The organism is Hansschlegelia quercus (assembly GCF_004310425.1).
In the GTDB taxonomy this organism is placed as follows: Bacteria; Pseudomonadota; Alphaproteobacteria; order Rhizobiales; family Methylopilaceae; genus Methylopila; species Methylopila quercus.
In genome coordinates this window covers 244,929-271,815 of the sequence record NZ_SIUB01000003.1, presented here as the reverse complement: position 1 = coordinate 271,815, position 26,887 = coordinate 244,929, and the positions used below count along the sequence as shown (strand labels likewise).

The window sequence follows — 26,887 nt, the reverse complement described above, 5'->3', positions numbered from 1 at the left end:
GCGGACGCTCGAAGACCGAAACGAGGAGACGCGCCATGTCCCACCGGATGACGACGATCGCCGGCAGGCTGCTGGCGGCGCTCGCAACGCTCGGCCTCGCCCTGTCGCTTGCCGGTTGCGGCGTCAACAATGTTCCGACACTGGAGGAACAGGCTAAGGCGCGCTGGTCGGAGGTGCAGAACCAGTATCAGCGCCGCGCGGACCTGATCCCCAATCTCGTCGAGACCGTGAAGGGCTTTGCGCGCCAGGAGGAAAAGGTGCTGACGGAGGTCGTCGAGGCGCGCGCCAAGGCCACGCAGGTCACGATCGACGCTTCGAAGCTGACCGACCCCGAAGCGGTGAAGAAGTTCCAGGACGCGCAGGCCCAGCTGTCCGGCGCGCTCGGCCGGCTGCTCGCGGTATCCGAGAACTATCCCGACCTGAAGTCCAATCAGAACTTCCTTGCGCTGCAGTCACAGCTCGAGGGCACCGAGAACCGGATTACGGTCGCGCGGCGCGACTACATCCAGGCGGTCCAGGCCTACAACACCGAGCTTAGGACCATACCCGGCAAGTGGATCGCGGGCTGGCTCTATCCGGAGGCGAAGCCCATGGCGACCTTCGAGACCACGCCGGAGAACCAGGCGACGCCGAAAGTGACGTTCTGACAAGCGGCCAAGGCCGCTCCTGGAAGCCTTGGCGGATCAGGCTCTAGCGTAAACGGCCGTCGTGCGACGGCGTCTTGGCCGGGCTGGATCCTGTAACGCGGACCCAGCGCCGGCCTTCGATTGGGCCATCAACGTACGATCTGCGGTCGGCTATGCCGCCGGCGCGCGTTCGCCCGCCGCGCCCCAGTTGACCGGCTAAGCGGCCGGCTCTGAGGCTCAAGCGGCCAGCCCGGTTCAGACCAGCTCGGACTGGAAGCTGATCTTGGCGTTCAGAACCTTGGAGACCGGGCAGCCCTCCTTGGCTTTCTCGGCGATCTCCTTGAACTGCGCCTCGTCGATGCCGGGCACCTTCGCCTTCACAGCGAGGTCGATCGTCGTGATCTGGAACCCGCCGCCCTGCTGCTCGATCGAGACCGCCGAGGTTGCGTCGATCTGGTCCGGCGTGAACCCGGCCTCGCCCAGCATCAGAGACAGCGCCATCGAGAAGCAGGACGCGTGGGCGGCGCCGATCAGCTCTTCGGGATTGGTGCCCTTTTCGTCGCCGAAGCGCTTCTTGAACGAGTAGTTCAGCCCGTCGAGCGCGCCGCTCTCCGTGCTGACCTTGCCGGAGCCTTCCTTGACCGAGCCGTTCCAGACGGCGCTGCCGGTACGCTTCATGGGTTTTCTCCGTTTGATTGGTTTTCGGCCCGGCGTGCCGCAGGGCATTTGCAGTCGGACATAGGCCGTAGGCGACTTCCGACCACCCGGCGCCGCGCCGCGACCAGCCTTGCCGCTAAGCCGGTTGCGCCTGCGCTTCGGCCTGAGCCTGAGCAGGGTCCGCGGGCTTTAGCGCCGGGGTCGGAAGCGCAGCCTTTCTGCGGCGACGGTCGGCAAGGGCAGCGTTGAACTCGGCGCCCAGGATGAAGATCGCCGCGCTGACGTTCATGAACACGATCGCCGTCATTGCGCCCGCAAGCCCCGCATAGGTCGAGGCGTAGTTCGCGAAATGGCCGAGATAGACTGAAAAGCCAGTCGCGCCGGCGAGCCAAACCGCCATGGTGAAGACCACGCCCGGCAGAACCTCCCTGACGCGCCGTCGTCCGCCCGGCAGCCAGAGATGCGCCATGACCAAAGCCGAGCCCAGCACGACGACGGTGAGGAGATAGCGCAGCACGTCGCTGGCGAAGGCGAACGCCTCCAGCCAGTAGGCGTAGTAGATCGCGTAGGACCAGACGATCGGCCAGAGCACGATGAACACGGCCACGACGACGAGGCCGACGGCTCCGAGCGCCACGAACCAGATGCTCTGCAGCCGGGACAGCCAGACCGGCTTCGACGTCGGCGAGTGATAGGCGCGGCCGAGCGCGACCCGAACCGCCTCCACCGCCGAGGACGAGACCCACAGCGTCAGCAGCACGCCGATCGTCAGCACGCCGCCGCGCGGCACGGTCAGCACCTTGTCGACCTCGCTCGCGAGAGGCGCCGCGACGCCTGTGGGCCAGGTGTCGAAGATCAGATGCACGATCTGTGTGGAGAGCTGGCCCGCCCCAAGAAACGCGGCGAGCGCGGTCACGAAGATCACGAACGGAAAGATCGCGAGCAGCGCGTTCAGCGCGATATGCGCCGAGATCGCCCAGCCATCGTCTCGTTCGAATCGGCGGAGCGCGTCCCAAGTGACGGGCGCGAAGGTCCGGAGGGCGTCGCGGGGACGTGCGTTCATGCGGCCGAAATCTAGCGCTGCGATGGCGAAGGTGGAGTCTAGGCCCTGCGGTTTCAAAGGTTTCCGCCGCCTTATTCATGGCGGTGATGTCGCCATCAGTCTTTTCGGTTTGCCGAACGGCGTCGCGGAGGCGATGAACGGCGATGATCCGCCTCCTCGCCCCCGTCGTCTTCGTCGCTCTGTGGTCGACCGGCTGGGTCGTGGCGGGGATCGTGATCCCCCACGCCTCGCCACTCGCCTTCCTCATCCTGAGATATGTCTGCGCGATCGCGCTGCTCGCGCCGATCGCCTTCGCTTTAAAGGCTCATTGGCCAAGCGAGGGCCGCGTCTGGGCGCATGCGCTCGTAAACGGGGCGCTGCTGCACGGGGTCTATCTCGGCGGCGTGTGGTGGGCGATCGAGCATGGCGTGCCCTCGGGAGTCTCGGCGCTCATCGCAGCGCTTCAACCGCTGTTCACCGCCCTCGTCGCGGGGCCGCTGGTGGGCGAGCGGTTGGGGCTGAAGAAGGGTCTCGGCGTCGCTCTCGGGATGGCCGGTGTCGCGGCGGTGGTCGCGCCGAAGCTCGCCGGCGTCGACGCGATTCCCGCTTGGCCGGTCGCGATCAACGTGCTCGCCATGCTCGCCGTGACGGCCGCGACGCTCCACCAGAAGCGCTCGCTCGTCGGCGTCGATCTTCGCGCGCTCGCCGTCGTGCAATATCTCGGCGCGCTCGTGTTCACCGTCCCCGTCGCGGCCTTCGCGGAGCCGATCCGCTTCGCGATGACGCTCGAGACCGGATTCGCGCTCGCCTGGTCGGTGATCGCGCTGTCGATCGTGGCGATCTTCCTGATGCTGGCGATGGTCGAGCGCGGCGAGGTGTCGCGCATGTCCGCGCTCATCTTCCTCGTTCCGCCGCTCGCGGCAATCCAGGCCTATGTGGCGTTTGGCGAACGGTTTTCCGCGATTCAGATGGTCGGGATGGCGCTTGCGGCGCTTGGCGTGTTGCTGGTCAACGCGCAAGCCCCGGCCCCGTCAGCCGAAGGGTGCATTGCGGCAAACGGCCTGGACGATGAGGATGGAAGCGAGACGTTACGCCGACAGGCCTGAGGGTCGCCGTTCGGCCGCGCCAGCTTCCGGAGCCTTGATTTCCATGACCGCACAGCCCGCCGCCGCGCCCGGGACATCGTCGCCGGCCGCCCGCCTGCAGGCCGTCCTGCCCGCGCTCGACGCGCTGCTCAACGAAGCGACCGAGGCCGTCCGCCGCAAGGTCGTCGTCAACGGCCGCGTCGATTCCGACGCGCTCGACCGCGAACAGCGCGCCGGCCACGGCCTCGCCTGGCTCGCGACCTACCGCATGGCGCTGCGCGAGCTCTCGCACTGGAGCGAGCGGCTCGCGACCGAGAGCCGCTACGGCGCGATCGAGGAGGCCATTCTGCGCGTCGGCGCGGCGGAGTACCTCGCGCAGATCATCGGCGGCATCCCGATGAACCAGGGCGAGATCGTCCGCGCGGCCGATCTCGGCCTTTCGCCCGATCGCCCGGCCGAACTGCTTGGCGAGGCCGGCCGCGAGTTGATCGCCGACGGCGGCTCGGCGGAAGCGCGCGCCGAACTGGCGGCGCTGGTGCGGGACGCCGATGGCCGCGCCGGCTTCGGCGACAGCGGTCTCGACGAAACCCATGGCCAGTTTCGCGACGAGATGCGCCGGTTCGCCGACGCCGAGGTCACCCCCTACGCCCACGCCTGGCACCTCGCGAACTCGTACATCCCGCTGGAAACGATCCAGAAGCTCGCCGAGCTCGGCGTGTTCGGGCTGACCATTCCGGAAGAATTCGGCGGCATGGGCCTCGGCAAGGAGGCGATGTGCGTCGTCTCCGAGGAGCTCTCCCGCGCCTATATCGGCGTCGGCTCGCTCGGCACCCGCTCGGAGATCGCGGCCGAGCTCATCCTAGGCGGCGGCACCGAGGAGCAGAAGGCGCATTTCCTGCCGAAGCTCGCCGACGGCTCGATCCTGCCCACCGCCGTCTTCACCGAACCGAACACCGGCTCCGACCTCGCGAGCCTCAAGACCCGGGCCGTGCGCGACGGCGAGACCTACAAGGTCAGCGGCGCGAAGACCTGGATCACCCATCCGGTGCGCGCCGACCTGATGACGCTGCTGGTGCGCACCGACCCGAATGAGCCCGGCCATCGCGGCCTCTCCATGCTGCTGGCCGAGAAGCCCCGCGGCACGGACGAGGATCCGTTCCCGGCCGCGGGCATGTCGGGCGGCGAGATCGAGGTGCTCGGCTATCGCGGCATGAAGGAGTTCGAGATCTCCTTCGACGGCTTCGAGGTGCCGGCGAAGAACCTGCTCGGCGGCGTCGAGGGCCAGGGCTTCAAGCAGCTCATGAAAACCTTCGAGAGCGCCCGCATCCAGACTGCGGCTCGCGCGGTCGGCGTGGCGCAGTCCGCGCTCGACATCGGCCTGCGCTACGCCGAAGAGCGCGTGCAGTTCAAGAAGCCGCTCGCCGACTTCCCCCGCGTCGCGGACAAGATCGCGATCATGGCGGCGGAAGTACAGATCGCCCGCCAGATCACCTATTTCGCGGCGCGCGAGAAGGACAGCGACCGCCGCTGTGATCTCGAGGCCGGCATGGCGAAGCTGCTCGGCGCCCGCGTCGCGTGGGCCGCGGCCGACAACGCGCTGCAGATCCACGGCGGCAACGGCTTCGCGTTGGAGTACCAGATCTCCCGCGTGCTCTGCGACAGCCGCATCCTCAACATCTTCGAGGGCGCGGCGGAGATACAGGCGCAGGTCATCGCCCGGCGTCTGCTGGAGGCGGCGGGCTAAGCGGGAGACCGAACCTTCGGATCCTTATGAGCCACGCGCGCCCTGCCTTTCGACATCGTCGATAACGGCCAGCCAAGCCGCGCGCAGACGACGATCCGGTGGAGCGACGCAGCGCCCTTGGCCAAGCGCCGCGTGAATCCCTCGCGCTCACGGACCAGGATCCCGACCAGCACGTGGCTCGACCAGCAGACGTCGGCGACCACCGGCCCGACATAAGCGTCGCTCCAGTCGACGAGGATGGCGCGCCCGGCCTTGTCGATCATCACGTTGTTGGGGTTGAGGTCGCCATGACAGAGACCGCTACGCGCCACCACCGCCTGCGGGAAGCGGCCTGACTGGACATAGGCGATCTCGAGCCTTCGGCGTCTCAGGCTTCCGAACACGGCAGGGTCCGGCGGGGCGATGCGGGCCAGCCTCACGCTCAGCGACGCGAGCGTCAACGCCCCGCGAAAGGCGTCGGGGATGGACCGGCGGATGCGATGCGCAAGCGTCTCGCCCTCGACGCGTTCGCCGAGAATGCACAGCCCGCCGGCGTAGAACGCCAGTTCGTCCACTCTCCAGGCCGGCGCTCCGGCCTCGTATGCGGCGCGCGTACGGCGGAACTCGTTCCTCGCGATGCGGGGCCTCATGCCGGGCGGGTAGGCCTTCAGCGCCCGGCCGTCAGCGAGCGCGAAGATCGTCGACCGTCGGCCCCAAGCGATCGCGCCGAGCACCTCGCTCTCCTCGATGATCCGGATTCCGCCCTTCGTGCGGGAAGGCGCTTCGGTCATACGTTGAGCAGCAGATATTCCCGTTCCCACGGGCTGATGACCCGCATGAAGGTTTCGAACTCGGCGCGCTTGATCGCGCCATAGGTGTTGATGAAGGAGCGCCCGAAGACGTCCTGCAGCGGCTCGCAATCCTCGAACGCCGCGACCGCCTCGAGCAGGCCGCGCGGAAGATCGTAGTCGAGGCCGTAGGCCGATCCGTCGATCGGCTCGGAGGGGGTCAGCCCCTCCATCATTCCGAGATAGCCGCAGGCCAGCGTCGAGGCGATCGCGAGATAGGGATTGGCGTCCGAGGACGGCACCCGGTTCTCGACGCGGCGCGCCTCCGGCCCCGACGGCGGCACGCGGATGCCGGTGGTGCGGTTGTCGTAGCCCCACTGCACGTTGATCGGCGCCGAAGAGTGCCGCGTCAGGCGACGATAGGAGTTCACGTAAGGCGCGAGCAGCGTCATCACCGCGGGCATGTATTTCTGGGTGCCGGCCAGAAAGGCGAAGAACTCGGAAGACGGCTTGCCCTGCTCGTCGGAGAAGATGTTCCGCCCAGTCTTGGTGTCGCGCACCGACTGGTGGATATGCATCGCAGAGCCCGGCTGGTTCGCGATCGGCTTCGCCATGAAGGTCGCGTACATCGAGTGCTTGAGCGCGGCCTCGCGGATGGTGCGCTTGAACAGGAACACCTGGTCGGCGAGCGCCAGCGGCGCGCCATGGCGGAGGTTGATCTCCATCTGCGCCGCGCCCTCCTCGTGGATCAGCGTGTCGATCTCGAGCCCCTGAGCCTCCGAATAGTCGTAGATGTCCTCAAACAGCTCATCGAACTCGTTGACCGCCGAGATCGAGTAGGACTGCCGCCCGGTCTCGGGACGCCCCGACCGGCCGATCGGCGGCTCCAGCGGATAGTCCGGGTCGGTGTTCGGCTTCACCAGATAGAACTCGATCTCCGGCGCCACGACCGGCTGCCAGCCCTTGGTGGCGTAGAGGTCGACCACGCGGCGCAGCAGGGCGCGCGGGCTGACCTCGACGGGGCGGCCGTCGCGGTGGAAGGCGTCGTGGATGATCTGCGCCGTCGGATCAGACGCCCACGGCACGACGGAGAGCGTCGAGAAATCGGGCTCCAGCACGAGGTCGCTGTCGGCGGGGTCGCCGCCGCCGGGCTCGTCCTCGTCGGCGTAGCCGCCCGCGATGGTCTGGTGGAAGATCGACGACGGCATGTTCATGGTCGGCGACTGGAAGAACTTCGCCGCCGGCATGATCTTGCCGCGCGCCACGCCCGCCTGGTCGGGCAGCATGCATTCGAGTTCTTCGATGCCGCGCTCTTCGACCCAGTCGCGCGCCGCTGCCGCGCTTGTTGCGCCGCGCCTGTCGGCGATCGACTCGCGAAGCTCTGAGCGCTTCTTCTTGCCCATTCCGGTCACTCGACTTGGCGTCCGGGACACGGAAAGGACCGCGCCGACGCAGACGGACCCGAGCCGGCGAAAGGCGAACGACGCGGATCAATCCCGGCGTCGTCGCTTGCAGGCGGGCCGCTCCCGGATCGGGTCAAGGGAGGGGATTGGGATAAAGGCGGCCCCGCGGCGGCCGAGGCCGCCGGAGCGCGGGACGAGCCCGCGCCTCTCCTCCAAACTGCCCGAGCCGCGGGCCTTAATCAATGCGGCGCGACTGTCACAGAGGCGGCGCCCTGCAAACAGGCCCGCAAAGATGTTGTGCAGCGCCAAAGGCGGGGCTAGCCTTTTGATCGCTGGCCTCCCGCGCAGGGTCGAGGGGCGTTCTAGGTGTCTCGGATGAGAGTGAAACGGTTGCTCAGCGCCGGTCTCGCGGCGCTTGGACTGAGCTTGGCGGTGGTGGGCGGCGCAGCCGCCGCTCAAAGAGAGGTCCGGGTCTACAACTGGTCCGACTATATCGACGACCAGATCCTCAAGGATTTCGAGGCCGAGACCGGGATCAAGGTCGTCTATGACGTCTTCGACTCCAACGAGATTCTCGAAACCAAGCTTCTGACCGGCAAGACCGGCTATGACGTTGTGGTGCCGAGCGCGACCTTCCTGTCCCGGCAGATCAAGGCCGGCGTGTTCCAGAAGCTCGACAAGTCGAAGCTGCCGAACCTCGTCAACGCCTGGCCCGAGATCTACAAGCGCGTCGCGCAGTACGATCCGGACAACGCTTATTCCATTAATTACATGTGGGGCACGACCGGGATCGGCTACAATGTCGACAAGGTCAAGAAGGCCTTCCCCGACGCGCCGCTCGACAGCTGGGCGCTGGTCTATAACCCTGACAATCTGAAGAAGCTGAAGGGTTGCGGCGTGATGTTCCTCGACAGCCCCGAGGATCTGCTGCCGTCGGTGCTGACCTATCTCGGCCTGCCGCCGGACTGGTCCGACGTCGAGAACGTGAAGAAGGCCGCCGACCACCTCGCCAAACTGAAGCCCTACATCACCAAGTTCCACTCCTCCGAGTACATCAACGCGCTCGCGAACGGGAACATCTGCGTCACGGTCGGCTATTCCGGCGACATCTTCCAGGCCAAGACGCGTGCGGAGGAAGCCAAGAAGGGCGTCAACGTCGAATATTCGCTGCCCAAGGAAGGCGCCCAGCTCTGGTTCGACGAGATGGCGATCCCCGCCGACGCGCCACACCCGGAAGAGGCCCACATCTTCCTGAACTACATGCTCAAGCCCGAAGTCGCGGCGAAGAACTCGAACTTCGTCTCCTACGCCAACGGTAATCTGAAGAGCCAGGAGTTCCTGGACGACGGCGTGAAGGGCAATCCATCGATCTACCCGACCCCGGAGGTCTTCGCGCGGCTCTTCACCGTTCCGACGATCGAGGACAGCAAGACCCAGCGCGCCCTGACCCGCGCCTGGACGAAGGCGAAGAGCGGGAAGTAAGCCCGTGAACCGCTTGGCCGGGGCGACGTGAATCGTCGTCCCGACCAGAACGACGGCGGAGAGCCGGGATCTCCGGCCGGGAATGATGCACTAGAAATGCCTTCCCTTCGTTTCCTTCACCTTCCTCTCCTCCCGGGGCCTTCCCCATGGCGCTAAAACCCGCCCAGAAAGCCCTTGGCCCGATCCGGCGCTCGTTCGCGCCGTGGCTCGATCCTGCGGCGGTCCCGCTGATCCGGTTCGAGAACGTCACGAAGCGGTTCGGAGACTTCACCGCCGTCGACGACGTGTCGATCAACATCCATCAGAAGGAGTTCTTCGCGCTGCTTGGCCCCTCCGGCTGTGGCAAGACGACCCTGATGCGCATGCTGGCGGGCTTCGAGGCGCCGACCTCAGGCCGCATCACGCTTGCCGGCAAGGATCTCGCCGGCGTGCCGCCCTACCGGCGGCCGGTGAACATGATGTTCCAGTCCTACGCGCTGTTCCCGCACATGACGGTGGCGCAGAACATCGGTTTCGGGCTGCGCCAGGAGAGCTACGCCAAGAGCGAGATCGAGGCCCGGGTCACCGAGATGCTGCGGCTCGTGAAGCTCGAGGGGTTCGGCTCCCGCAAGCCGCACCAACTCTCCGGAGGCCAGCGCCAGCGCGTCGCGCTCGCCCGCTCGCTCGCCAAGAAGCCGAAGGTGCTGCTGCTCGACGAGCCGCTCGGCGCGCTCGACAAGAAGCTGCGCGAAGAGACCCAGTTCGAGCTGATGGACCTGCAGCAGGATCTCGGCCTCACCTTCCTGATCGTGACCCACGACCAGGAGGAGGCGATGACGGTCGCCGACCGCATCGCGGTGATGAACCACGGCAAGCTCGTGCAGGTCGCGACGCCGGGCGACATCTACGAGCAGCCGAACTGCCGCTACGTCGCGGATTTCATCGGCGACATCAACATTCTCGAGGCCAAGGTCGCGAGCGTTCAAGGCGGCGCGGCGCGGCTCGCCGTGCAGGATCCGACGGCGGAGATTTCGGTCGCGGTCTCGGAGGCGGCGCCGGCCTCCGGCGCCGACGTCGCGTTCGCGGTTCGCCCCGAGAAGATGCGGATCGCGTTGGAGCCGCCGCCCGAGGGGGCCGCCAACGTGCTCAAAGGCGAAGTCTGGGACATCGCCTATTTCGGCGACTGGACGAAGTTCCTCGTGAAGCTCGACGGGTCGGAGAAGATCGTCCGCGTCAGCCGCGCCAACATGGCGCGCACCGAGGCCGCGCCGATCAGCTGGGACGACAAGGTCCATGTCTGGTTCGCGCCGGACGCCGGCGTGCTGCTGACGGGGTGACCGCGTGACCGACGTCCTCACGCCCGACCCGGAAGCCCCCCGCGCCATCGCTCAGGCGCCCGACGCCAGCCCCGCCGACGTCGGCGGCGGCCGCTGGAAGCGCGCAGCGCTGATTGCCGTTCCCTACGTCTGGCTGCTCGTCCTCTTCCTCGCGCCGTTCTTCATCGTCCTGAAGATCTCGCTGTCCGACACGGTCATCGCGCAGCCCCCCTACCAGCCGGTGCTCGACCTCGCCAACGGCTGGCGGGGCGTGGTCGACTGGTGGAACGGGCTCGATTTTGAGAACTACCAGATCCTGTTCGAGGACGAGCTCTACGTCGCGTCCTACCTGTCGAGCCTCAAGATCGCGACGATCTCGACCCTGCTGACGCTCGCGATCGCCTATCCCATGGCCTACGCGATGGCGCGGGCGCCGAAGTCGATCCGGCCGACGCTGCTGATGGCGGTGATCCTGCCGTTCTGGACCTCGCTGCTGATCCGCGTCTACGCCTGGATCGGCATTCTCAATCCCGAAGGGCTGCTCAACCAGTTCCTGCTGTGGACCGGGATCATCCACGAGCCGCTTTACATCATGAACACCGAGACCGCCGTCTATATCGGCATCGTCTATTCCTACCTGCCGTTCATGGTGCTGCCGCTCTATTCGAGCCTCGAGAAGCTCGACGAGACGCTGCTGGAGGCTGCGGCCGACCTCGGCTCGCCGCCGTGGCGCTCGTTCTGGCAGATCACCGTGCCGCTCTCGCTGCCAGGCGTCGTCGCCGGCTGCTTCCTGGTGTTCATCCCGGCGTGCGGCGAATTCGTGATCCCGGACCTGCTCGGCGGCTCCGAGACGCTGATGATCGGCAAGACGCTCTACAACGAGTTCTTCCTGAACCGCGACTGGCCGGTGTCCTCGGCGATCGCCGTGCTGCTGCTGCTCGTGCTCGTCGTGCCGATCGCGATCTACAACAACATTCAGGCCAAGGAACTCGGGGGCAAGGCGTGAGAAAAGGCCTGTCCTCCGTCAACCTCGTCGCGCTCACCTTCGGCTTCGCGTTCCTCTATCTGCCGATCGTCCTGCTGGTGATCTACTCCTTCAACGCCTCGCAGCTCGTCACCGTCTGGGGCGGGTTCTCGACGCGCTGGTACGTCTCGCTGTTCCACAACGAGCAGCTTCTCGAGGCCGCCTGGGTGACGGTGCGGGTGGGCATCCTGTCGGCCACCGTCGCGACCGTACTCGGCACGCTGGCCGCGGTGACGCTGGTCCGCATGGGGCGCTTTCCGGGCCGCACGCTGTTCTCCGGCATGGTCTACGCGCCGCTTGTGATGCCCGAGGTCATCACGGGCCTCTCGATGCTGCTGCTGTTCGTGGCGATCGGGCTCGACCGCGGCTTCTTCACGCTCGCGCTCGCGCACATCACTTTCTCGATGTGCTTCGTAGCGGTCGTGGTGCAGTCCCGGCTGATCTCTTTCGACCAGAGCCTCGAAGAGGCGGCGCTCGACCTCGGATGCCCGCCGTTCAAGACCTTCATCGTCATCACGCTGCCGATCATCCTGCCGGCGATCGTCTCGGGCTGGATGCTCGCCTTCACGCTGTCGATCGACGACCTCGTGATCTCGCAGTTCACCACCGGTCCCGGCGCGACCACCCTGCCGATGCGGATCTATTCGTCCGTGCGTCTCGGCGTGAAGCCGGAGATCAACGCGGTCTGCACGATCCTGATCGCGATCGTCACGACCGGCGTGATCATCGCCTCGATCGCGACCAAGCGGGCGGAGAACGAGCGGGCGAAGGCCGAACGCGCGGCCGCAGCCGGGCGCTGAAGGAAAGCGGTCCGGCTCAGCCGCCGCTCTTCGGAGCGTCCGTGCGCTGCGCCTCGCCGCGGGGATCGCGGCCCGTAAGGTTCGGCCTCAGCTTGGGCGCGTCGAGCGGGCCCACCACCTTCACCGGCAGCGTCCAGGTTCCGTCGACAGGGCGCACGAAACCGCGGAGCGCAACGTCGCGCTCGACCAGACGGGCGTCCCCGGAGAGCGTGAAGGCGGCGTCCTCGCCGGCGATCGCAAAGTCGTCGATATCGGCGACGCCGCGCGAAAACGTCATCTTCGCCGAGGCATGATCGACGTCCATGCTGCCGCGCAGACCCGCGAGCGCGAGCGTCTTGCTGCGGCCGATCCCTTCGAGCGCGCCGCCGACGACGCGCGCCGATCCACGGCCAGAGAGCGTCGAGACGATCTCGGCCGCCGACGCGCCGACCCCCTCGACCGAGAAATCCGAGGTCAGCGCGCCGGTAAGCCATGGCTGGGCGACGATGTCGGCCAGCGCCCGGCCGAGATCGACATCCGTCGAGGCGGCCTGCAGGCGCATCCGCGTCGCGCCGTGTTCGGGCAAGAGCGAGAAGCGGCCGCCGACGACCCCGCCATAGGCGTCGGCCTCGCCGACCGACAGGTCCATCGCCCCGTCGGAGATTGCGAGCGTCGCTGCCGTCGCGCCAAGCCGCCACGCCCCGAACCGCACCTCGTCCGCGGAGAGCCGGAGGTCGAGGTCGTAGCCGGCGAGCGGCCGGAGATCGAGACGCTTGGGACTCCAGCCGGTGGTTTCGTTTACTGCCGGGGCGATGCCTTCAATGTAGGGCGCAAGGTCGATCAGCGAGGCGTCGAGCGTCGCCTCGACGCTCGGACGACCATGCATAAGCGAGACGCGGCCGGCTCCAAGGAAGCTGCCGCCTTCCAGATTGAGCTCGGCGTCGGCGATTGCGACGCCCTTGCGATCGGCGCTCGCGCGGCCGGCCAGCGAGAAGCCGGTCAGCGGGGACGTGCGGCGCGGCGCCGGCAGGCCGAGCCATTGAAGGGTTTCGCGTAGCGACGCCGCCCGGGCCCGGAGATCGCCGGAGAAGTGCGGGCCACCGTCGACGCGCGCCGTGCCGTCGAAGGTCAGGCGCGCCCCGCCGCCTTCGATCCGCGCGCGGATCGGCGCGGCCTCGCCGCCGGACAGCGCCTTGGCGTCGGAAAGCGTCACCGCGAGTTCGACGGGCCGACTTTCATAGACGCCGTATCCGGAGACCGAGAACGGCCGTCCGCCGCCTGCCCAGGAAAGACCCGCCTCGACCTTGTCGATGACGCCGGCGCCGAAGCTCAGCCGCGCGTCGGTCAGCCGGATTTCCGGCGCATCCCGCATCACGCCGCCGGGGCCGAACAGAGAGCCGAGCGGCGCGCGGTCGAGCGCGATCTGCGCGCCGTCGAGCGTGACCTCGCCGAGAACGATCCGGCCGGCCAGCAGCGCCCCGATCTCCGGCGCGCCCACCACCTTGCGCACCACTGCGAACGGCGGCTCGCCCGATTGGGAGAGGCTGACGGCGGAAATGAGGATGCGCGGCGTCGGCAGCAGCTCGATCTGCGCGCGCCCGTTCGCCGCGACTTCGAGGCCTGTGGCCGCACGGACCGCGTCGAGCAAAGCGGCCTCGGCGCCGTCCGGCGGAACGCGGAAGGCCAAGCTTGCAGCAGCCATCGCCGCCGCCGCGCATAGGGCGACGGCGGCGATTGCGATCAAGCGGCGCATTGCGGTGGGGGAAGCGATGCCGAAAAGTCCTGAAATGCCTGAAAACCGAGCCCAAGAGGGCCATGCTTATAGCTGCAACACGGCCTTGCTCCAAACCGGCCCCTGCAACTTGCCTAATGCCGGTGCGCATGCCCAACGCTTATAAAGGCTTCCACTGTTGTCCGGGGAGCATCACATGACGACGGAAGCCGACGCGCCGCTGTGGACCCCGCCCGCCTCCCGCGCAGCCGCGAGCGCCATGGCGGCCTTCGCGGACAGGGCCTCCGCGCGCTCGGGCCGGCCTCTCAAGACCTATCGCGCGCTGCACGCATGGTCCGTCGAGGACATCGGCGGTTTCTGGGATCTCGTCTGGGACTTCTGCAAGGTCGTCGGCGAGAAGGGCGGCGTGAAGCTTGTCGACGGCGACAGGATGGCCGGCGCGCGCTTCTTCCCCGAGGCGCGGCTGAACTTCACGGAAAACCTGCTGCGCAAGTCCGGCTCGGCGGAGGCGCTGGTCTTCCGAGGCGAAGACAAGGCCGAGGCCCGCCTGTCCTTCGACGAGTTGCGCGCGTTGGTGTCCCGCATCCAGCAGGCGTTTATCGCGATGGGGGTCGGCGAAGGCGACCGCGTCGCAGCCATGATGCCGAACCGGCCGGAAACCGTCGCCTTCATGCTGGCGGCGGCCTCGCTCGGCGCGATCTGGTCGTCCTGCTCGCCGGATTTCGGGGAACGCGGCGTCCTGGACCGGTTCGGCCAGATCGAGCCGAAAGTGTTCGTGACCGTCGACGGCTATTGGTACGCCGGCAAGCGCATCGACATCCTGCCGAAGCTGAGGCCGATCGCGGAACAGCTGCCGACCGTCGAGGCGATCGTCGTCGTGCCCTATCTCGACGGCGCCGAGGAAGCCGCGGCCGCATTGCCGAAGGCGAAGACGCTGGACGCGTTCCTCGACGGCTTCGAGGCGAAGGCGCCGACCTTCAAGCGCCTGCCGTTCGACCACCCGCTGTTCATTCTGTTCTCCTCCGGCACGACCGGCGTGCCGAAGTGCATCATCCACCGCGCAGGCGGCGTGCTGCTGACGCTGCTCAAGGAGCATGTGCTGCAATCCGACGTCCGGCCGGGCGACCGGGTGTTCTACTTCACCACCTGCGGCTGGATGATGTGGAACTGGCTGGTCGTCGGCCTCGCCGCGGAAGCGACGCTGCTGCTCTACGACGGCTCGCCGTTTCACCCCTCGCCTGCCGCGCTGTTCGACTTCGCGCAGAGTGAGAAGATGACGTTCTTCGGCACGTCGGCGAAATGGATCGACGGCGTGCGCAAGGTCGGGCTGAAGCCCCGAGAGACGCACGACCTCTCCAGCGTCCGCACCATGGCGTCGACGGGCTCGCCGCTTGCCGACGCCGGCTTCGACTGGGTCTACAAAGAGGTGAAGCGCGACATCCAGCTCGCTTCGATCTCAGGCGGCACGGATATCGTCTCATGCTTCGTCATCGGCAATCCGCTGGAGCCGGTGTGGCGCGGCGAGATCCAGGGGCCCGGCCTCGGCTACGCCATGGCGACGCTCGATGACGACGGCAAGCCGCTCGCACGCGGCAAAGGCGAGCTCGCCTGCGTAAAGCCGTTTCCCAGCATGCCGCTCGGCTTCTGGAACGATCCGGACGGCGCGAAGTACCACGCCGCCTATTTCGACCGCTTCCCGAACGTCTGGGTGCATGGCGACTTCGCGGAATGGACGAGCCATGGCGGCATGATCATCCACGGCCGCTCGGACGCGACGCTCAATCCCGGCGGCGTGCGGATCGGCACGGCCGAGATCTATTCGCAGGTCGAGAAGATGGAGGAGGTCGTCGAGGCGATCTGCGTGGGCCAGGATTATGACGGCGACGTCCGCATCGTGCTGTTCGTCCGGCTGAAGGACGGCGCCGCTCTCGACGACGATCTGACGAGGCGCATCAAGACCCGCATCCGCGAGGGCGCGTCGCCGCGCCATGTGCCGGCGAAGATCGTCGCCGTCAGCGACATTCCGCGCACCAAGTCCGGCAAGATCGTCGAGCTCGCTGTCCGCGAGGTCGTGCATGGCCGGCCGGTGAAGAACAAGGAGGCGCTGGCGAACCCGGAGGCGCTGGCGCTGTTCGAGAAGCTGGAAGCGCTGCAGGACTAGCGCCGCCTTCTTGCGCGAGGCCCAAACGGGGCGTGCGGGAATGCGCCCTTTATCGGTGGCCGCCGCGGCCCATCTCCCGCGTGCTTTGATCAACGCAAGGAGACGCGATCATGCAGACACGCCAATGGGGCCGGACGCTCAAGGTCTCCGCGATCGGGATCGGCTGCATGGGAATGACCGGCGTCTATGACGGCGGTCAGGACGAGGCGGACGCGATCCGCACGCTGAGGCGCGCGGTCGAGATCGGCGTTACGCTGTTCGACACGGCCGAGGTTTACGGGCCGTTCGAGAACGAGAAGGTCGTCGGCAAGGGGCTGAAGGACGTCCGCGACAAGGTCGTCATCGCCACGAAGTTCGGCTTCCGGATCGGCGAGGAGGGGACCGGGCTCAGCCGCATCGCCGGCCTGGACAGCCGGCCGGACCATGTGAAGGCCGTCGCCGACGCCTCGCTGAAGCGCCTCGGCGTGGACCATATCGATTTGTTCTACCAGCATCGGGTCGATCCGGCCGTGCCGATCGAGGACGTCGCGGGCGCCGTCGCCGAACTCGTGCAGGCCGGCAAGGTGCGCGCCTTCGGCCTATCGGAGGCGAGCGCCGCGACGATCCGGAAGGCGCACGCGGTCCATCCCGTTTCAGCGGTGCAGAGCGAGTATTCGCTATGGACGCGCGATCCCGAAGCCGAGGTGCTGCCCGTCTGCCGCGAGCTCGGCATCGGTTTCGTGCCCTACAGCCCGCTCGGGCGCGGCTTCCTCTCGGGGCAGGTGCGCGACCTCGCGAGCCTGCCGAAGGACGACTACCGCCGCTCCTCGCCACGCTTCCAGGGCGAGGCCTTCGACGCCAATCTCGCGCTCGTGGCCACGCTCGAGGATCTCGCCGGCAGGAAGAACGCGACGGCCGCCCAACTCGCCCTCGCCTGGCTGCTGCATCAGGACGACGCGATCGTCCCGATCCCCGGCACGCGTCGGATCGCGCGGCTGGAGGAGAACGTCGCCGCGGCCGACATCGTCCTGAGCGAAGAAGAGCTCGCCGAGATCGGCGCCGCGATCCCGAGCGGCGCCGTGACGGGCGCGCGCTACACCGAGGCGAACCTCGCGATGCTGGACCGCTGAGGCGCGATCACGCGAGCTTCAGGAACTCCCGGCCCGCCTTGACGAGGTCGAAGGCCTTCCACCCGCCGACGCCGTCCGGCAGCTCGTACCGGACGATGTCGGCGGTGGCGTAGGTGCGCGACAGGCGGGACGGCAGGAAGGAGCCGGTGCCGACGACGTCGACCGGGACCGACAGATTGCCGAACACCCGGCACTTCAGCGTGTCGAAGCCCGACGACACCACGATGCGCGGCTCGCGGAAGCCCGCATCGTCGAGCGCCTTGCGGAAGAAGATGGCGGCGGCCGCCGTCACGCCGGTGCCGAACAGGAACTTGTCGCGCACCTCATCGGCCGACATGCCGCCGAGTTCTTCGTAGTCGAAGCCGGTCAGCGCGAGCTTGGCGACCTCGCCTGGCGTGTGCCGGTGGGTCCAGCGGAGCAGTGTGCGGACGCTCTCCTCCCAATCGAGCCCTTCGAGGTGCCGGCCGCCATGGGTGTCGAGGCGGAAGGCGAGCCGTCTGCCCTGTTCGGCCGGACCGCCCGCACCGTAGAACCAGCGGCAGACGGCAAGCGCGTCCGAGATTTCACGGCCGTCATAGTCGTTGAGGACGGTGACGCTCGCCTCGTCCGTAAACTGCGCGCAATAGAGTTTGGCGGCCTCAAGCGTCGCGCTTTCGGCCTTCGGATCGCGGCCTTCGGCCAGCATCCGCGCCTTGGCGTAGCCGATCAGCGAATGCGGCATGGTGCCGAGGCCGTGCTCGGTCTCGAACAGCGGGGCCGCGATGTCGGTCGAGGTTCCGATGAAGCCCTTCGCGCCCATCAGCTTCGCAGTGCGCGAGCCGACCGCCGCGCCGTAGGAGCATGAAAGATGCATGTCGTCGCCGGTGGCGTGACGCGCCTCCATGGCGAGGAACTCGGCCTCGGGCAGCGCGAGGCACATCGTAAAGGCGTTAAAGGCCGAGACGCACGGGAAGCCGATGCGCTGCAGCAGCAGCGTCTCGATCGGGGAGAGCGCCACCATAGAGCCCGTGAGATAGGCCATCGGCTTGCCCGAATGGAGCAGCGTGCCCTCGGTGACGGGACGCGAAATCTCCAGCGGGATCGCGGCGGTCTTCGGATAGACCTCGCTCAGGAACTCGAGCGCGCGATCGATCGCGACCACGCAGTCCGTGCGCAGGAACACCGCATAGGTGACGCGCACGTCGCCCTGCGCCGCGACGATCTCGGCGGTTTTCGCGAAATAGGCGTCGGTGCGGCGGGCGACGAAATCCGGGTCGAGAGCGTCGGTCATCGCGCTGAGGACATCCTCACCGCTCCGCCTTCTCCGCCGCCTCGTCGGCGGCCACCGAGCGTTTGAGGCCCTCGGGGCTCGGCATCGAGATGATGTTGTAGCCGGAATCCACGAAGTGGATCTCGCCAGTGACCCCCGATGACAGGTCCGAGAGCAGATAGAGCGCCGCGCCGCCGACCTCTTCGATGGTGACCGGGCGCCGCAGCGGCGAGTGCCGGCGCTGGAAGTCGTACATCAGCCGCGCGTCGGCGATGCCGGCGCCGGCGAGCGTGCGGACGGGGCCGGCGGAGATCGCGTTCACGCGAATGCCCTGCGGCCCGTAGTCGGCGGCGAGGTAGCGCACGCTCGCCTCGAGCGCGGCCTTGGCGACGCCCATGACGTTGTAGTTCGGCATGACGCGCGTCGCGCCGCCATAGGTCAGCGTCACCATCGAGCCGCCCGGGCCCATCATCTCGGCCGCGCGCTTCGCGAGCTCGGTGAAGGAGAACGCCGAGATCACCATGGTGCGCGAGAAGTTCTCGCGGCTGGTGTCGGCGTAGCGGCCCTTGAGCTCGTTCTTGTTCGAGAAGCCGATGCAGTGGACCAGGATATCGAGCCCGCCCCAGCGTTCCTTCAGCTGCGCGAACGTCGCGTCGACCGAGGCGATGTCCTCGACGTCGCAAGGGATGACGATGTCGGAGCCGAGCGTCTCCGCGAGCGGCCGCACGCGTCTGCCGAGCGCGTCGCCCTGATAGGTGAAGGCGATCTCGGCGCCGGCCTGAGACAGCGCCTTGGCGACGCCCCAGGCGATGGAGTGGTCGTTCGCGACGCCCATGACGAGCGCGCGTTTGCCGCTGAGAAGTCCGGCGACCATGGGGCACTCCGATCGTGAATTTCGTCATCCCGGACGAAGCGAAGCGGAGGTCCGGGATTGCGCGCCGGAAATGGCGCTTGAGAAGACAGCGCCCGGATCGGCCGCCCGGCCGTCCAGGTAACGCGCTCGTTTAAGCTTCAGCCCGCGTAGCGCTCGAACACCAGGGTGGCGTTGGTGCCGCCGAAGCCGAAGGAGTTCGACATCACCGCGTTCAGCGTGACGTCGTCCCTGCGCTCGCGCAGGATCGGCATGTCGGCGAAGGCGGGATCGAGCTCCTGGATGTTGGCGCTCTCCGCCATGAAGCCGTTCTGCATCATCAGCAGCGAATAGATCGCCTCCTGCACGCCGGCCGCGCCGAGCGAGTGGCCGGTGAGCGACTTGGTCGCCGAGATCGGCGGGCACTTGTCGCCGAACACGGTCCTGAGCGCCTCGATCTCCCTGAGATCGCCGATCGGCGTCGAGGTCGCGTGCGGGTTGACGTAGTCGATCGGGCTCCGGACTGTCGCAAGCGCCTGTTTCATGCAGCGGACCGCGCCCTCGCCGGAAGGCGCCACCATATCGTAGCCGTCCGAGGTCGCGCCGTAGCCGGTAAGCTCGGCGTAGATCTTCGCGCCGCGCGCCTTGGCGTGCTCGAGCTCCTCGACCACCACGACGCCTGCGCCGCCGGCGATGACGAAGCCGTCGCGGTCCTTGTCGTAGGCGCGGCTGGCGGTCGCCGGCGTGTCGTTGAACTTGCTCGACATCGCGCCCATCGCGTCGAACAGCGCGGAGAGCGTCCAGTCGAGCTCCTCGCAGCCGCCCGCGAACATCACGTCCTGCTTGCCGAGCTGGATCTGCTCCGCGGCGTTGCCGATGCAGTGCGCCGAAGTCGAGCAGGCCGAGGAGATCGAGTAGTTCACGCCCTTGATCTTGAACCAGGTGGCGAGCGTCGCCGACGCCGTCGAAGACATCGCCTTCGGCACCGCGAACGGCCCGATGCGCTTCGGCCCCTTCTCGCGAGCGATCTCGGCGGCCTCTACGACGGTTTTGGTCGACGGACCGCCGGACCCCATGATGATGCCGGTGCGCTCGTTGGAGATGTCGCTCTCTTCGAGGCCCGAATCCAGGATCGCCTGGTCCATCGCGACGTGGTTCCAGGCCGTCCCTCCGGCGTGAAACCGCATGGCGCGACGATCGACGATCGCGCTGGCGTCGAGCGTCGGAGCGCCTTCCACCTGGGAGCGGAAGCCGTGGCTGGCGTATTCCTCCGCCCGAACGATTCCGGAGCGGGCTTCGCGCAGCGAGGCGAGCACCTCTTGCGTCGAATTACCGATCGACGACACGATTCCCATGCCGGTGATGACGACGCGCTTCACTTGGAACGCCTCCATTGCCGCCTGGCGGGCTTTCGCGGGTCGCGCGGGCCCGGGCGGTTGCTGTGCTCAGGCGATCAGGCCGTCAGGCCGACGCCGCTTCCTTATCCTTGAACAGGCCGACCTTCAGGTCCTTGGCCTCGTAGATGGTTTGTCCATCGGCTTTCAACCAGCCGTCGGCGATGCCGAGCACGAGCCGGCCCTTCACCACGCGCTTGAAGTCGACGCCATAGACGACCTGGCGGACAGTCGGCAGCACCTGTCCGGTGAACTTGATCTCGCCCGTGCCAAGCGCCCGGCCGCGTCCCTGCCCGCCGATCCAGCCGAGGAAGAAGCCGGTCATCTGCCAAAGCGCGTCGAGGCCAAGGCAGCCGGGCATCACGGGATCGCCCTTGAAGTGGCAATCGAAGAACCAGAGGTCCGGCTTCACGTCGAGCTCGGCGCGCACGAATCCCTTGTCGGCTGGTCCGCCGGTCTCGGAGATCTCGGTGATCCGGTCGAACATCAGCATCGGCGGCAGCGGCAGCTGCGCGTTGCCCGGACCGAACAGCTCCGCCCGGCCGCAGGCCAGCAGGTCCTCATAGGCGAAGCTCGACTTACGCTCTGTCATATGCCCCTTTTCGTCCCTCACGGGATCAGCGGCGCCGGAAAATCTCTGGCGCTCCGGGAATCCGGGCGCCCTCCTAGCACACAAGCCGGAGCTGCGAAAAGCGTCCCCGGCTGCTGACAGTTGCCCGCTGCGTCGCGAAATTGTATCCTCGCCAGCGCAAAGAGGTTCCCCTCTTCAAACACTTCTTCGTCCGCGGCGCAGCCGGGACCTCAAACGCTTTAAGGAAAGACCGACCGACGATGGCCGAAAGCGCGACCACCGTGACGCCTTCCACGCCTCAGGCGTCGGAGAAGATCCTCGATTGCGGCCTTCGGCCGGCCCTCTGCGTCGCCCGAGACGTTGGCGGCATGCTGCGCGATTCCGGTCTGCGTCCCACCCGTCAGCGCATCGCGCTCGGCCGGCTGCTCTACGCCCGCGGCGATCGCCATGTGACGGCTGAAATCCTGCACGAGGAAGCGATGCGCGCTCGCGTGCCGGTGTCGCTCGCCACCGTCTACAACACGCTGCATCAGTTCACCGAAGTCGGCCTGCTCCGCGAGCTCGCGGTCGACGGCTCCAAGACCTGGTTCGACACCAACGTCAGCGAGCACCACCACTTCCTGATGGAAGACGACAACCGGCTGATCGACATTCCCGGCCGCAGCGTCTCGGTGGACCGCATTCCCGAGATCCCGGACGGCATGGAGATCGCCCGCGTCGACGTCGTGGTGCGTCTGCGCAAGAAGGGCTGAGGTTTCTCCCCAGTCGATTTCAGACGGCCGTCGCGGCGACGCGGCGGCCGTTTTCGTTTGGGCTTCTACGCTGGCGCCCTCTGAGCGGAGGCATTCGGGCGTCCGTCATCCGCCATGAGGCGTCGTGGTCCGGCTTGACCGGACCATCCATCTCGGGCGTGGAGCCTTACGCTGGAGCATGGATCCTCCGGTCAAGCCGGAGGATGACGGCGGAGGGTGAAGGTCCCTGTTGCGCGGTCTCTCCGAGCGGCCCTACTCGAACCGCTCGCCCGGATAGACGCCCCAGAGCCGCTCCTGCTCGATGAAGCCGTCGAAACCGTCGCCCTCGACGCGGCACCAGTTCCCGTCGCACTTGCGGACCTCGACCAGCACCTTGGGCTCCAGCCGGGCCGACATCCGCTCGCCCGCGCCGGCGCGCACATGGATCGGCAGCGCCGACTCCTTCGACCAAGGCGCGACGAGCGCCGTGCGGCGGCCGGACAGCAGCGAGTGCCAGACCCAGCCCTCGGAGCCTTCCGAATCCCGGATCCGCCGCCAATTGTCGTATTCTGCGGTGACCTCCACCGGCTCGCTGGCGCGGCGGTAGATGTAAAGCACCGGGTGGTCCTTGGTGGGTCCGGCCCGCACATACACCTTGCCGGCCTTCAGGCTGACATAGCGCGGAACCGGGAGGCCTGAGACCGGCCCGATCATCACTCCCGCGGCGCCTTCAAGCGCCGCCTGTGCGGAGGCCGGGAGCGACAGCGTGAAAAGCGCGAGGCTCGCGCAGAAAAGGCGAAAAAAGGTGCCGACCATTGCGCCTCTGCGCTCCATCCTTCGTCGCGATGTTGCGTTCCGGGCGTCGTCTGCTAGAGACGGCCTTCAGGTCCCGCGCGGGGGCCGCCGGTCGCGTTGAGGCCAACAATCCCAAGTCGGTATTGACGAGGGATTAACCGTAAAGCCCGATCCGCCAGAAAGGTCTGCGGTCCCATGAAAAAGCGCCCGCTCGTCGTCGTGACCCGACGCCTTCCGGACGTGATCGAGACGCGGATGCGCGAGCTGTTCGACGCGCGTCTCAACCACGAAGACGTGGCCCTCACCGCCGAACAGCTCGTCGAGGCCGTGCGAGAAGCGGACGTGCTCGTCCCTACCGTGACCGACCGCATCGACGCGGCGCTGCTCGCCAAGGCCGGCGAGAACCTGAAGCTGATCGCGAATTTCGGCAACGGCGTCGACAACATCGACGTGCAGAGCGCGCTGAACCGCGGCGTCACCGTCACCAACACGCCCGGCGTGCTGACGGAGGACACCGCCGACATGACGATGGGTCTGATCCTCGCAGGGCCTCGCCGCATCGCCGAGGGCGCCCGCGTGGTGCCAGACGAGCACGATTGGACCGGCTGGTCGCCGATGTGGATGCTCGGCCGGCGCATCTGGGGCAAGCGGCTCGGCATCGTCGGCATGGGCCGCATCGGCCAGGCCGTCGCCCGCCGCGCCAAGGCGTTCGGCCTCTCGATCCACTACCACAACCGCAGGCGCCTGCCGGCGACCGTCGAGGACCAGCTCGAGGCCACCTACTGGGAGAGCCTCGACCAGATGCTCGCCCGCATGGACATCATCTCGGTCAACTGCCCGCACACGCCGGCGACCTATCACCTGCTCTCCGCCCGCCGCCTCAAGCTCCTGAAGCGCGACGCCTATGTCGTGAACACCGCGCGCGGCGAGGTCGTCGACGAGATGGCGCTGGCGCGCATGCTCGAGGCCGGGGAACTCGCGGGCGCGGCGCTCGACGTCTTCGAGAACGAGCCTGCCGTGAACCCCAAGCTCGTGAAGCTCGCGCGCCAGAACAAGGTGGTGCTGCTGCCGCATCTCGGCTCGGCCACGATCGAGGGCCGCGTCGACATGGGCGAGAAGGTCATCGTCAACATCAAGACGTTCATCGACGGCCACCGTCCGCCGGACCGCGTCCTGCCAGCGATGCTGTGACGGCTGGGGCGCGAGCGCATCCTCACCGCCGCTTCGGTAAGCATTCCATCCACGTGGAGCCGCTTGACTCTCAGGCTCCGACGCTATTCTGTTCACGGTACATTCCGTGAACATGGAGGCTGCTATGCGTGGTTGGCTTGTCCTGATCCTGTCGCTCGGCTTCGCGGCTTCGGCCGCGGCGGCGGAGCTCATCGGCCCCAAGGAGCTGGAAGCCGGCTGGTTCGACGGTCGGACGATCTCGACCACGGGACCACGCGGCGGAAAATCGCAGTTCGTCTTCGCCAAGGACGGGAAGGTCACCCGCACCGGCGGCCGGGCAGGATCGTCCGGCGACGGAACTTGGCGGCTCGACGACGACGGCTTCTGCATGAAGCTCGGGCAGGCCAAACGCGAGTCCTGCTACCTCGCGATGAAGGACGGCGATGGCGCGCTGAAGGTCATCCGTCGCTCCGGCGGGGCCTTCACCTGGACGCGTTGAGCGTCAGGCGCGAGCATGGCTGGAGAGATCCCGGATCGTCGGGTTCTCGCCCGTCACCGGGTTCTCCGGATCCCACTCATAGGTCAGCGTCTCGAACCGTGCGGACAGAGCGTCGAAGATCAGCAAACGGCCCACGAGCCCTTCGCCGAAGCCGACGATCTCGCGGATAACCTCGATCGCCATCAGCGAGCCCATCGTGCCGGCGAGCGCCCCGAGCACGCCGGCCTCCGCGCAGGACGGAACGGTTCCAGGCGGAGGCGCCTCGGGAAACAGGCAGCGCCAGGTCGGATTCCGTTTGCCGTCGGCCCTCGTCTCATGGGTCCGGATGGTCGTCAGCGTCCCGTCGAACGTCCCGAGCGAGGCGGTGACCAGCGGCCGCCCGACCAGCGCGCAGGCGTCGGCGACGAGATAGCGAGTCGCGAACGAGTCCGAACCGTCCGCGACAAGATCGTAGGCCGCGATCAGCGCCATGGCGTTGGACGCGTCGAGACGGACGGGGTGCGTCTCCACGACGACATGCGGGTTCACCCGAGCGAGAGCGTCGACCGCCGAGTCCGTCTTCCTGCGTCCGATGTCGCCTGTGCCGTGGAGCACCTGCCGCTGGAGGTTCGACAGCGAGACCTCGTCGTCGTCGACGATCCCGATCGTCCCGATCCCGGCGGCGGCGAGATAGAGCGCGAGCGGGCTGCCGAGACCTCCGGCGCCGACGATCAGCACGCGCGCCGCTTTGAGCTTCTGCTGCCCTGGCCCGCCGACGTCGCGGAGCACGATGTGGCGGGCGTAGCGTTCGACTTCTTGCGGGGAGAGCGCCATGGCGCGGACAATAGGCGGCGCGGCGACGCACGCAAGTTAACCCGGCCTTGCCGGAACGCAGGCGCGGATTAACCCGGCCGTCGCCAATTGATGCTCTGCTGCGGCTGCTCTTAACCGGAATTGTCCGATGCCGCTTCGCCATCTCGTGCTCGCCTTAACGCTCCTCGCCACAGCGGCGCCGGCGGTCGCCGCCGAGTGCGGCGGGCAGGATCTCATCGCCAAGGTGAAAGCGGAAACGCCGGACAAATACGCAGCCTTCGAGACTGCCGGGCAGGCAATCCCGAACGCGGACGGCCTGCTCTGGCGGATCGAGAAGGACGGCAAGCCGGCCTCCTACCTGTTCGGCACGATGCACACGACCGAGCCCGATCTCGTCGCGCTCTCGGAGCCGGTGAAGGCCGCGCTCGCCCAATCCAGCACGGTCGCGGTCGAGATCGCCGACGCCAACAGCGCCGCCTCCCAGGCCGCGATGGTCGCCTATGTCACAAGCAACGGCATCGATCTTTCGGGCGCCGCGCTGAACGGGTTCGCGCCCGAACAGATCACCGAGATCAAGCGGCGCCTCAAAGGCGCCGGCATGCCCGAATCGATCGCGACCGTGCTGAAGCCCTGGTTCCTTGCGCTGACGCTGGAGGTTTCCGCCTGCGAACTGAAGAAGATGAGCGAAGGCAAGCCGACGGTGGACGCGACCGTGGAGGCGCTTGGACGCGCCAAGGGCGCCGAGATTGTCAGCCTTGAGAGCGTCGGCGAACAGCTCGACGCGGTCTCCAGGATTTCCGAGGAGACGGCGCGGAAGATGATCCGCGAGTCCGTCGCAAAGCCGGACGGCGGCGACGACCAGCAGGCGACGACGCTGGCGCTCTACCGGGCGCGCCGCGTTGGCTGGTACTTCGCGATGACCAAGGAAACGTTCGGCGAGGCGATGGACCTGTCGTCCTACGCCGACTTCGTCGAGGGCATCGTCGACAAGCGCAACCGCTTGATGACGGAGCGGGTGAAGCCGCTGCTCGAAAAGGGTTCGGCGCTGATCGCCGTCGGCGCGCTTCACCTGCCCGGCGAAAAGGGCCTCGTCGAGCTGCTTCGGGCCGAGGGTTATACGCTGGTGAAGGTCTGGTGACTCTCAGGCGGCCTTGACCGCCGCCGTCCAGACGCTCGCGAGATTGCGCTCGATCGTCCGCGCAGTCTCCCGGAACTTCGGCAGCCGCTCGATGACCGCGGGCCCGAGCGCTTCGGCCTCCTCAGGCCCCAGCGCCTTATTCAGGCTCGCCCAATATTCTGGAATGCGACGCCAGTCCTCGACTGTCTGGGCGACCACCTCGGGATGGAATTGGAGCCCGTAGGCGACTGGGCCCCAGCGCATCGCCTGAACCGGACAGGCGGCGCTTCGCGCGAGCACCGTCGCGCCCTCCGGCGGGCGAGAAACTTCGGCGCCGTGCCATTGCAGCACGTCGAGCGACGGTCCGAGCCCGGCGAACAGCGGATCGCGAGCGCCGTCTGCGGTCAGCCCTACTTCGTGGAGCCCGACCTCGGGCGTCGCCTTCATCGGCCCGACTTCGCCGCCGAGCGCAGCGCCCAGCAGCTGGTGGCCGAGGCAGATGCCGAGATAGGGTCGGCCGAGGTCCTTCACCCAAGCCCGGATCGCGCTTTTCTCGGCCTTGAGCCAGGGGTGCGCGTCCTCCTCCCAGACGTCCATCGGCCCGCCCATCACGGCCATCAGGTCGAAGCCGTCGAGGTCCGGGATCGCCTCGCCTTCGTCGAGCTCGACCACGCGCTGCTCGAAGCCTGCCTCCGTCCAGAACTCGCCGAACGCGCCGGGGCCTTCGACGTCGAGGTGCTGGAGGACGAGGATGCGCATGGAATGAGGCTCCGTCGCTTGGGCTGCGCTGAGAAGTCTAGGCGGCCCGGCGGC

Annotated in this window: 25 protein-coding genes; 13 read left to right on the top strand and 12 right to left on the bottom strand. The window is 67.5% G+C overall.

The features are described from left to right. Window positions 1-35: 35 nt before the first annotated feature. Complete coding sequence (locus tag EYR15_RS08265) at window positions 36-647, top strand: LemA family protein (protein ID WP_131002916.1); 612 nt, start codon at window positions 36-38, stop codon at window positions 645-647. 234 nt (window positions 648-881) lie between these two features. On the opposite strand, the gene EYR15_RS08260 is transcribed toward EYR15_RS08265, so the two are convergent. Beyond that, a complete protein-coding gene (locus EYR15_RS08260) occupies window positions 882-1,304 on the bottom strand; it encodes an OsmC family protein (RefSeq protein ID WP_131002914.1) in 423 nt (140 codons plus the stop codon). 115 nt (window positions 1,305-1,419) lie between these two features. Next, the gene (locus tag EYR15_RS08255) at window positions 1,420-2,346 is read right to left on the bottom strand and encodes a YihY/virulence factor BrkB family protein (protein WP_131002912.1); all 927 of its coding nucleotides are present in this window, start codon (window positions 2,344-2,346) and stop codon (window positions 1,420-1,422) included. Window positions 2,347-2,489: 143 nt separating this feature from the next. Here EYR15_RS08255 and EYR15_RS08250 point away from each other — a divergent pair, with 143 nt between their 5' ends. Continuing rightward, window positions 2,490-3,431, top strand: coding sequence for a DMT family transporter (locus tag EYR15_RS08250; RefSeq protein WP_131002910.1), 942 nt, complete (start codon window positions 2,490-2,492; stop codon window positions 3,429-3,431). 43 nt (window positions 3,432-3,474) lie between these two features. Beyond that, the gene (locus tag EYR15_RS08245) at window positions 3,475-5,154 is read left to right on the top strand and encodes an acyl-CoA dehydrogenase family protein (RefSeq protein ID WP_131002909.1); all 1,680 of its coding nucleotides are present in this window, start codon (window positions 3,475-3,477) and stop codon (window positions 5,152-5,154) included. On the opposite strand, the gene EYR15_RS08240 is transcribed toward EYR15_RS08245, so the two are convergent. Then, window positions 5,151-5,924, bottom strand: a complete 774-nt coding sequence (locus tag EYR15_RS08240) for an aminoglycoside phosphotransferase family protein (RefSeq protein ID WP_131002907.1) — start codon at window positions 5,922-5,924, stop codon at window positions 5,151-5,153. The two genes, EYR15_RS08245 and EYR15_RS08240, sit on opposite strands and share 4 nt — an antisense overlap. After that, the gene (locus EYR15_RS08235) at window positions 5,921-7,324 is read right to left on the bottom strand and encodes a glutamine synthetase family protein (protein WP_131002906.1); all 1,404 of its coding nucleotides are present in this window, start codon (window positions 7,322-7,324) and stop codon (window positions 5,921-5,923) included. Before EYR15_RS08235 ends, EYR15_RS08240 begins: the two co-directional genes overlap by 4 nt. A 375-nt stretch (window positions 7,325-7,699) precedes the next feature. On the opposite strand from EYR15_RS08235, the gene EYR15_RS08230 reads away from it, so the two are divergent. The 4 genes from EYR15_RS08230 to EYR15_RS08215 all read left to right on the top strand — a co-directional run bounded on the left by EYR15_RS08230 (window position 7,700) and on the right by EYR15_RS08215 (window position 11,925). Further along, window positions 7,700-8,806: a polyamine ABC transporter substrate-binding protein gene (locus tag EYR15_RS08230; protein WP_131002904.1), complete on the top strand. Its 1,107-nt coding sequence runs from the start codon at window positions 7,700-7,702 to the stop codon at window positions 8,804-8,806. Window positions 8,807-8,952: 146 nt separating this feature from the next. Beyond that, complete coding sequence (locus EYR15_RS08225) at window positions 8,953-10,122, top strand: ABC transporter ATP-binding protein (protein WP_131002902.1); 1,170 nt, start codon at window positions 8,953-8,955, stop codon at window positions 10,120-10,122. 46 nt (window positions 10,123-10,168) lie between these two features. Next, window positions 10,169-11,107, top strand: a complete 939-nt coding sequence (locus EYR15_RS08220; RefSeq protein ID WP_205741605.1) for an ABC transporter permease — start codon at window positions 10,169-10,171, stop codon at window positions 11,105-11,107. Continuing rightward, a complete protein-coding gene (locus tag EYR15_RS08215; protein ID WP_131002898.1) occupies window positions 11,104-11,925 on the top strand; it encodes an ABC transporter permease in 822 nt (273 codons plus the stop codon). The genes EYR15_RS08220 and EYR15_RS08215 overlap by 4 nt, the downstream gene beginning before the upstream one ends. A 16-nt stretch (window positions 11,926-11,941) precedes the next feature. Here EYR15_RS08215 and EYR15_RS08210 read toward each other — a convergent pair whose 3' ends face one another. Next, on the bottom strand, window positions 11,942-13,606 hold the full coding sequence (locus tag EYR15_RS08210) for an AsmA family protein (protein ID WP_131002897.1): 1,665 nt from the start codon (window positions 13,604-13,606) through the stop codon (window positions 11,942-11,944). A 226-nt stretch (window positions 13,607-13,832) separates the two neighbouring features. Between EYR15_RS08210 and EYR15_RS08205 the strand changes: the two genes are divergently transcribed. Both EYR15_RS08205 and EYR15_RS08200 read left to right on the top strand, forming a co-directional pair. Beyond that, a complete protein-coding gene (locus EYR15_RS08205; RefSeq protein WP_131002895.1) occupies window positions 13,833-15,797 on the top strand; it encodes an acetoacetate--CoA ligase in 1,965 nt (654 codons plus the stop codon). 110 nt (window positions 15,798-15,907) lie between these two features. After that, window positions 15,908-16,906, top strand: coding sequence for an aldo/keto reductase (locus EYR15_RS08200; protein WP_131002893.1), 999 nt, complete (start codon window positions 15,908-15,910; stop codon window positions 16,904-16,906). A gap of 7 nt (window positions 16,907-16,913) precedes the next feature. On the opposite strand, the gene EYR15_RS08195 is transcribed toward EYR15_RS08200, so the two are convergent. The 4 genes from EYR15_RS08195 to fabA all read right to left on the bottom strand — a co-directional run bounded on the left by EYR15_RS08195 (window position 16,914) and on the right by fabA (window position 20,991). Further along, window positions 16,914-18,176 (bottom strand): beta/alpha barrel domain-containing protein, encoded by a 1,263-nt coding sequence (locus EYR15_RS08195; protein WP_131002891.1) that lies wholly within the window; start codon window positions 18,174-18,176, stop codon window positions 16,914-16,916. Between the two features lie 16 nt (window positions 18,177-18,192). Further along, a complete protein-coding gene (fabI, locus tag EYR15_RS08190; protein ID WP_131002889.1) occupies window positions 18,193-19,029 on the bottom strand; it encodes an enoyl-ACP reductase FabI in 837 nt (278 codons plus the stop codon). 137 nt (window positions 19,030-19,166) lie between these two features. After that, the gene (fabB, locus tag EYR15_RS08185; protein ID WP_131002887.1) at window positions 19,167-20,384 is read right to left on the bottom strand and encodes a beta-ketoacyl-ACP synthase I; all 1,218 of its coding nucleotides are present in this window, start codon (window positions 20,382-20,384) and stop codon (window positions 19,167-19,169) included. Window positions 20,385-20,466: 82 nt separating this feature from the next. Then, window positions 20,467-20,991, bottom strand: coding sequence for a 3-hydroxyacyl-[acyl-carrier-protein] dehydratase FabA (gene fabA / locus EYR15_RS08180; protein ID WP_131002885.1), 525 nt, complete (start codon window positions 20,989-20,991; stop codon window positions 20,467-20,469). Window positions 20,992-21,230: 239 nt separating this feature from the next. Here fabA and irrA point away from each other — a divergent pair, with 239 nt between their 5' ends. Then, window positions 21,231-21,722, top strand: a complete 492-nt coding sequence (gene irrA, locus EYR15_RS08175) for an iron response transcriptional regulator IrrA (RefSeq protein WP_131002884.1) — start codon at window positions 21,231-21,233, stop codon at window positions 21,720-21,722. 252 nt (window positions 21,723-21,974) lie between these two features. Here the strand turns inward: irrA and EYR15_RS08170 are convergent, their stop codons facing one another. Beyond that, complete coding sequence (locus tag EYR15_RS08170; RefSeq protein WP_205741598.1) at window positions 21,975-22,517, bottom strand: SH3 domain-containing protein; 543 nt, start codon at window positions 22,515-22,517, stop codon at window positions 21,975-21,977. A gap of 174 nt (window positions 22,518-22,691) precedes the next feature. Here EYR15_RS08170 and EYR15_RS08165 point away from each other — a divergent pair, with 174 nt between their 5' ends. Further along, window positions 22,692-23,687, top strand: coding sequence for a 2-hydroxyacid dehydrogenase (locus EYR15_RS08165; protein ID WP_131002882.1), 996 nt, complete (start codon window positions 22,692-22,694; stop codon window positions 23,685-23,687). A 124-nt stretch (window positions 23,688-23,811) separates the two neighbouring features. Continuing rightward, window positions 23,812-24,165, top strand: coding sequence for a hypothetical protein (locus tag EYR15_RS08160; RefSeq protein WP_245498209.1), 354 nt, complete (start codon window positions 23,812-23,814; stop codon window positions 24,163-24,165). Window positions 24,166-24,168: 3 nt separating this feature from the next. Here the strand turns inward: EYR15_RS08160 and EYR15_RS08155 are convergent, their stop codons facing one another. Next, window positions 24,169-24,978 (bottom strand): HesA/MoeB/ThiF family protein, encoded by an 810-nt coding sequence (locus EYR15_RS08155; RefSeq protein WP_131002880.1) that lies wholly within the window; start codon window positions 24,976-24,978, stop codon window positions 24,169-24,171. Window positions 24,979-25,105: 127 nt separating this feature from the next. Here EYR15_RS08155 and EYR15_RS08150 point away from each other — a divergent pair, with 127 nt between their 5' ends. Further along, on the top strand, window positions 25,106-26,095 hold the full coding sequence (locus EYR15_RS08150; protein ID WP_131002878.1) for a TraB/GumN family protein: 990 nt from the start codon (window positions 25,106-25,108) through the stop codon (window positions 26,093-26,095). Between the two features lie 3 nt (window positions 26,096-26,098). Here the strand turns inward: EYR15_RS08150 and EYR15_RS08145 are convergent, their stop codons facing one another. Next, on the bottom strand, window positions 26,099-26,833 hold the full coding sequence (locus EYR15_RS08145) for a type 1 glutamine amidotransferase (protein WP_131002876.1): 735 nt from the start codon (window positions 26,831-26,833) through the stop codon (window positions 26,099-26,101). Between the last annotated feature and the right edge of the window lie 54 nt (window positions 26,834-26,887).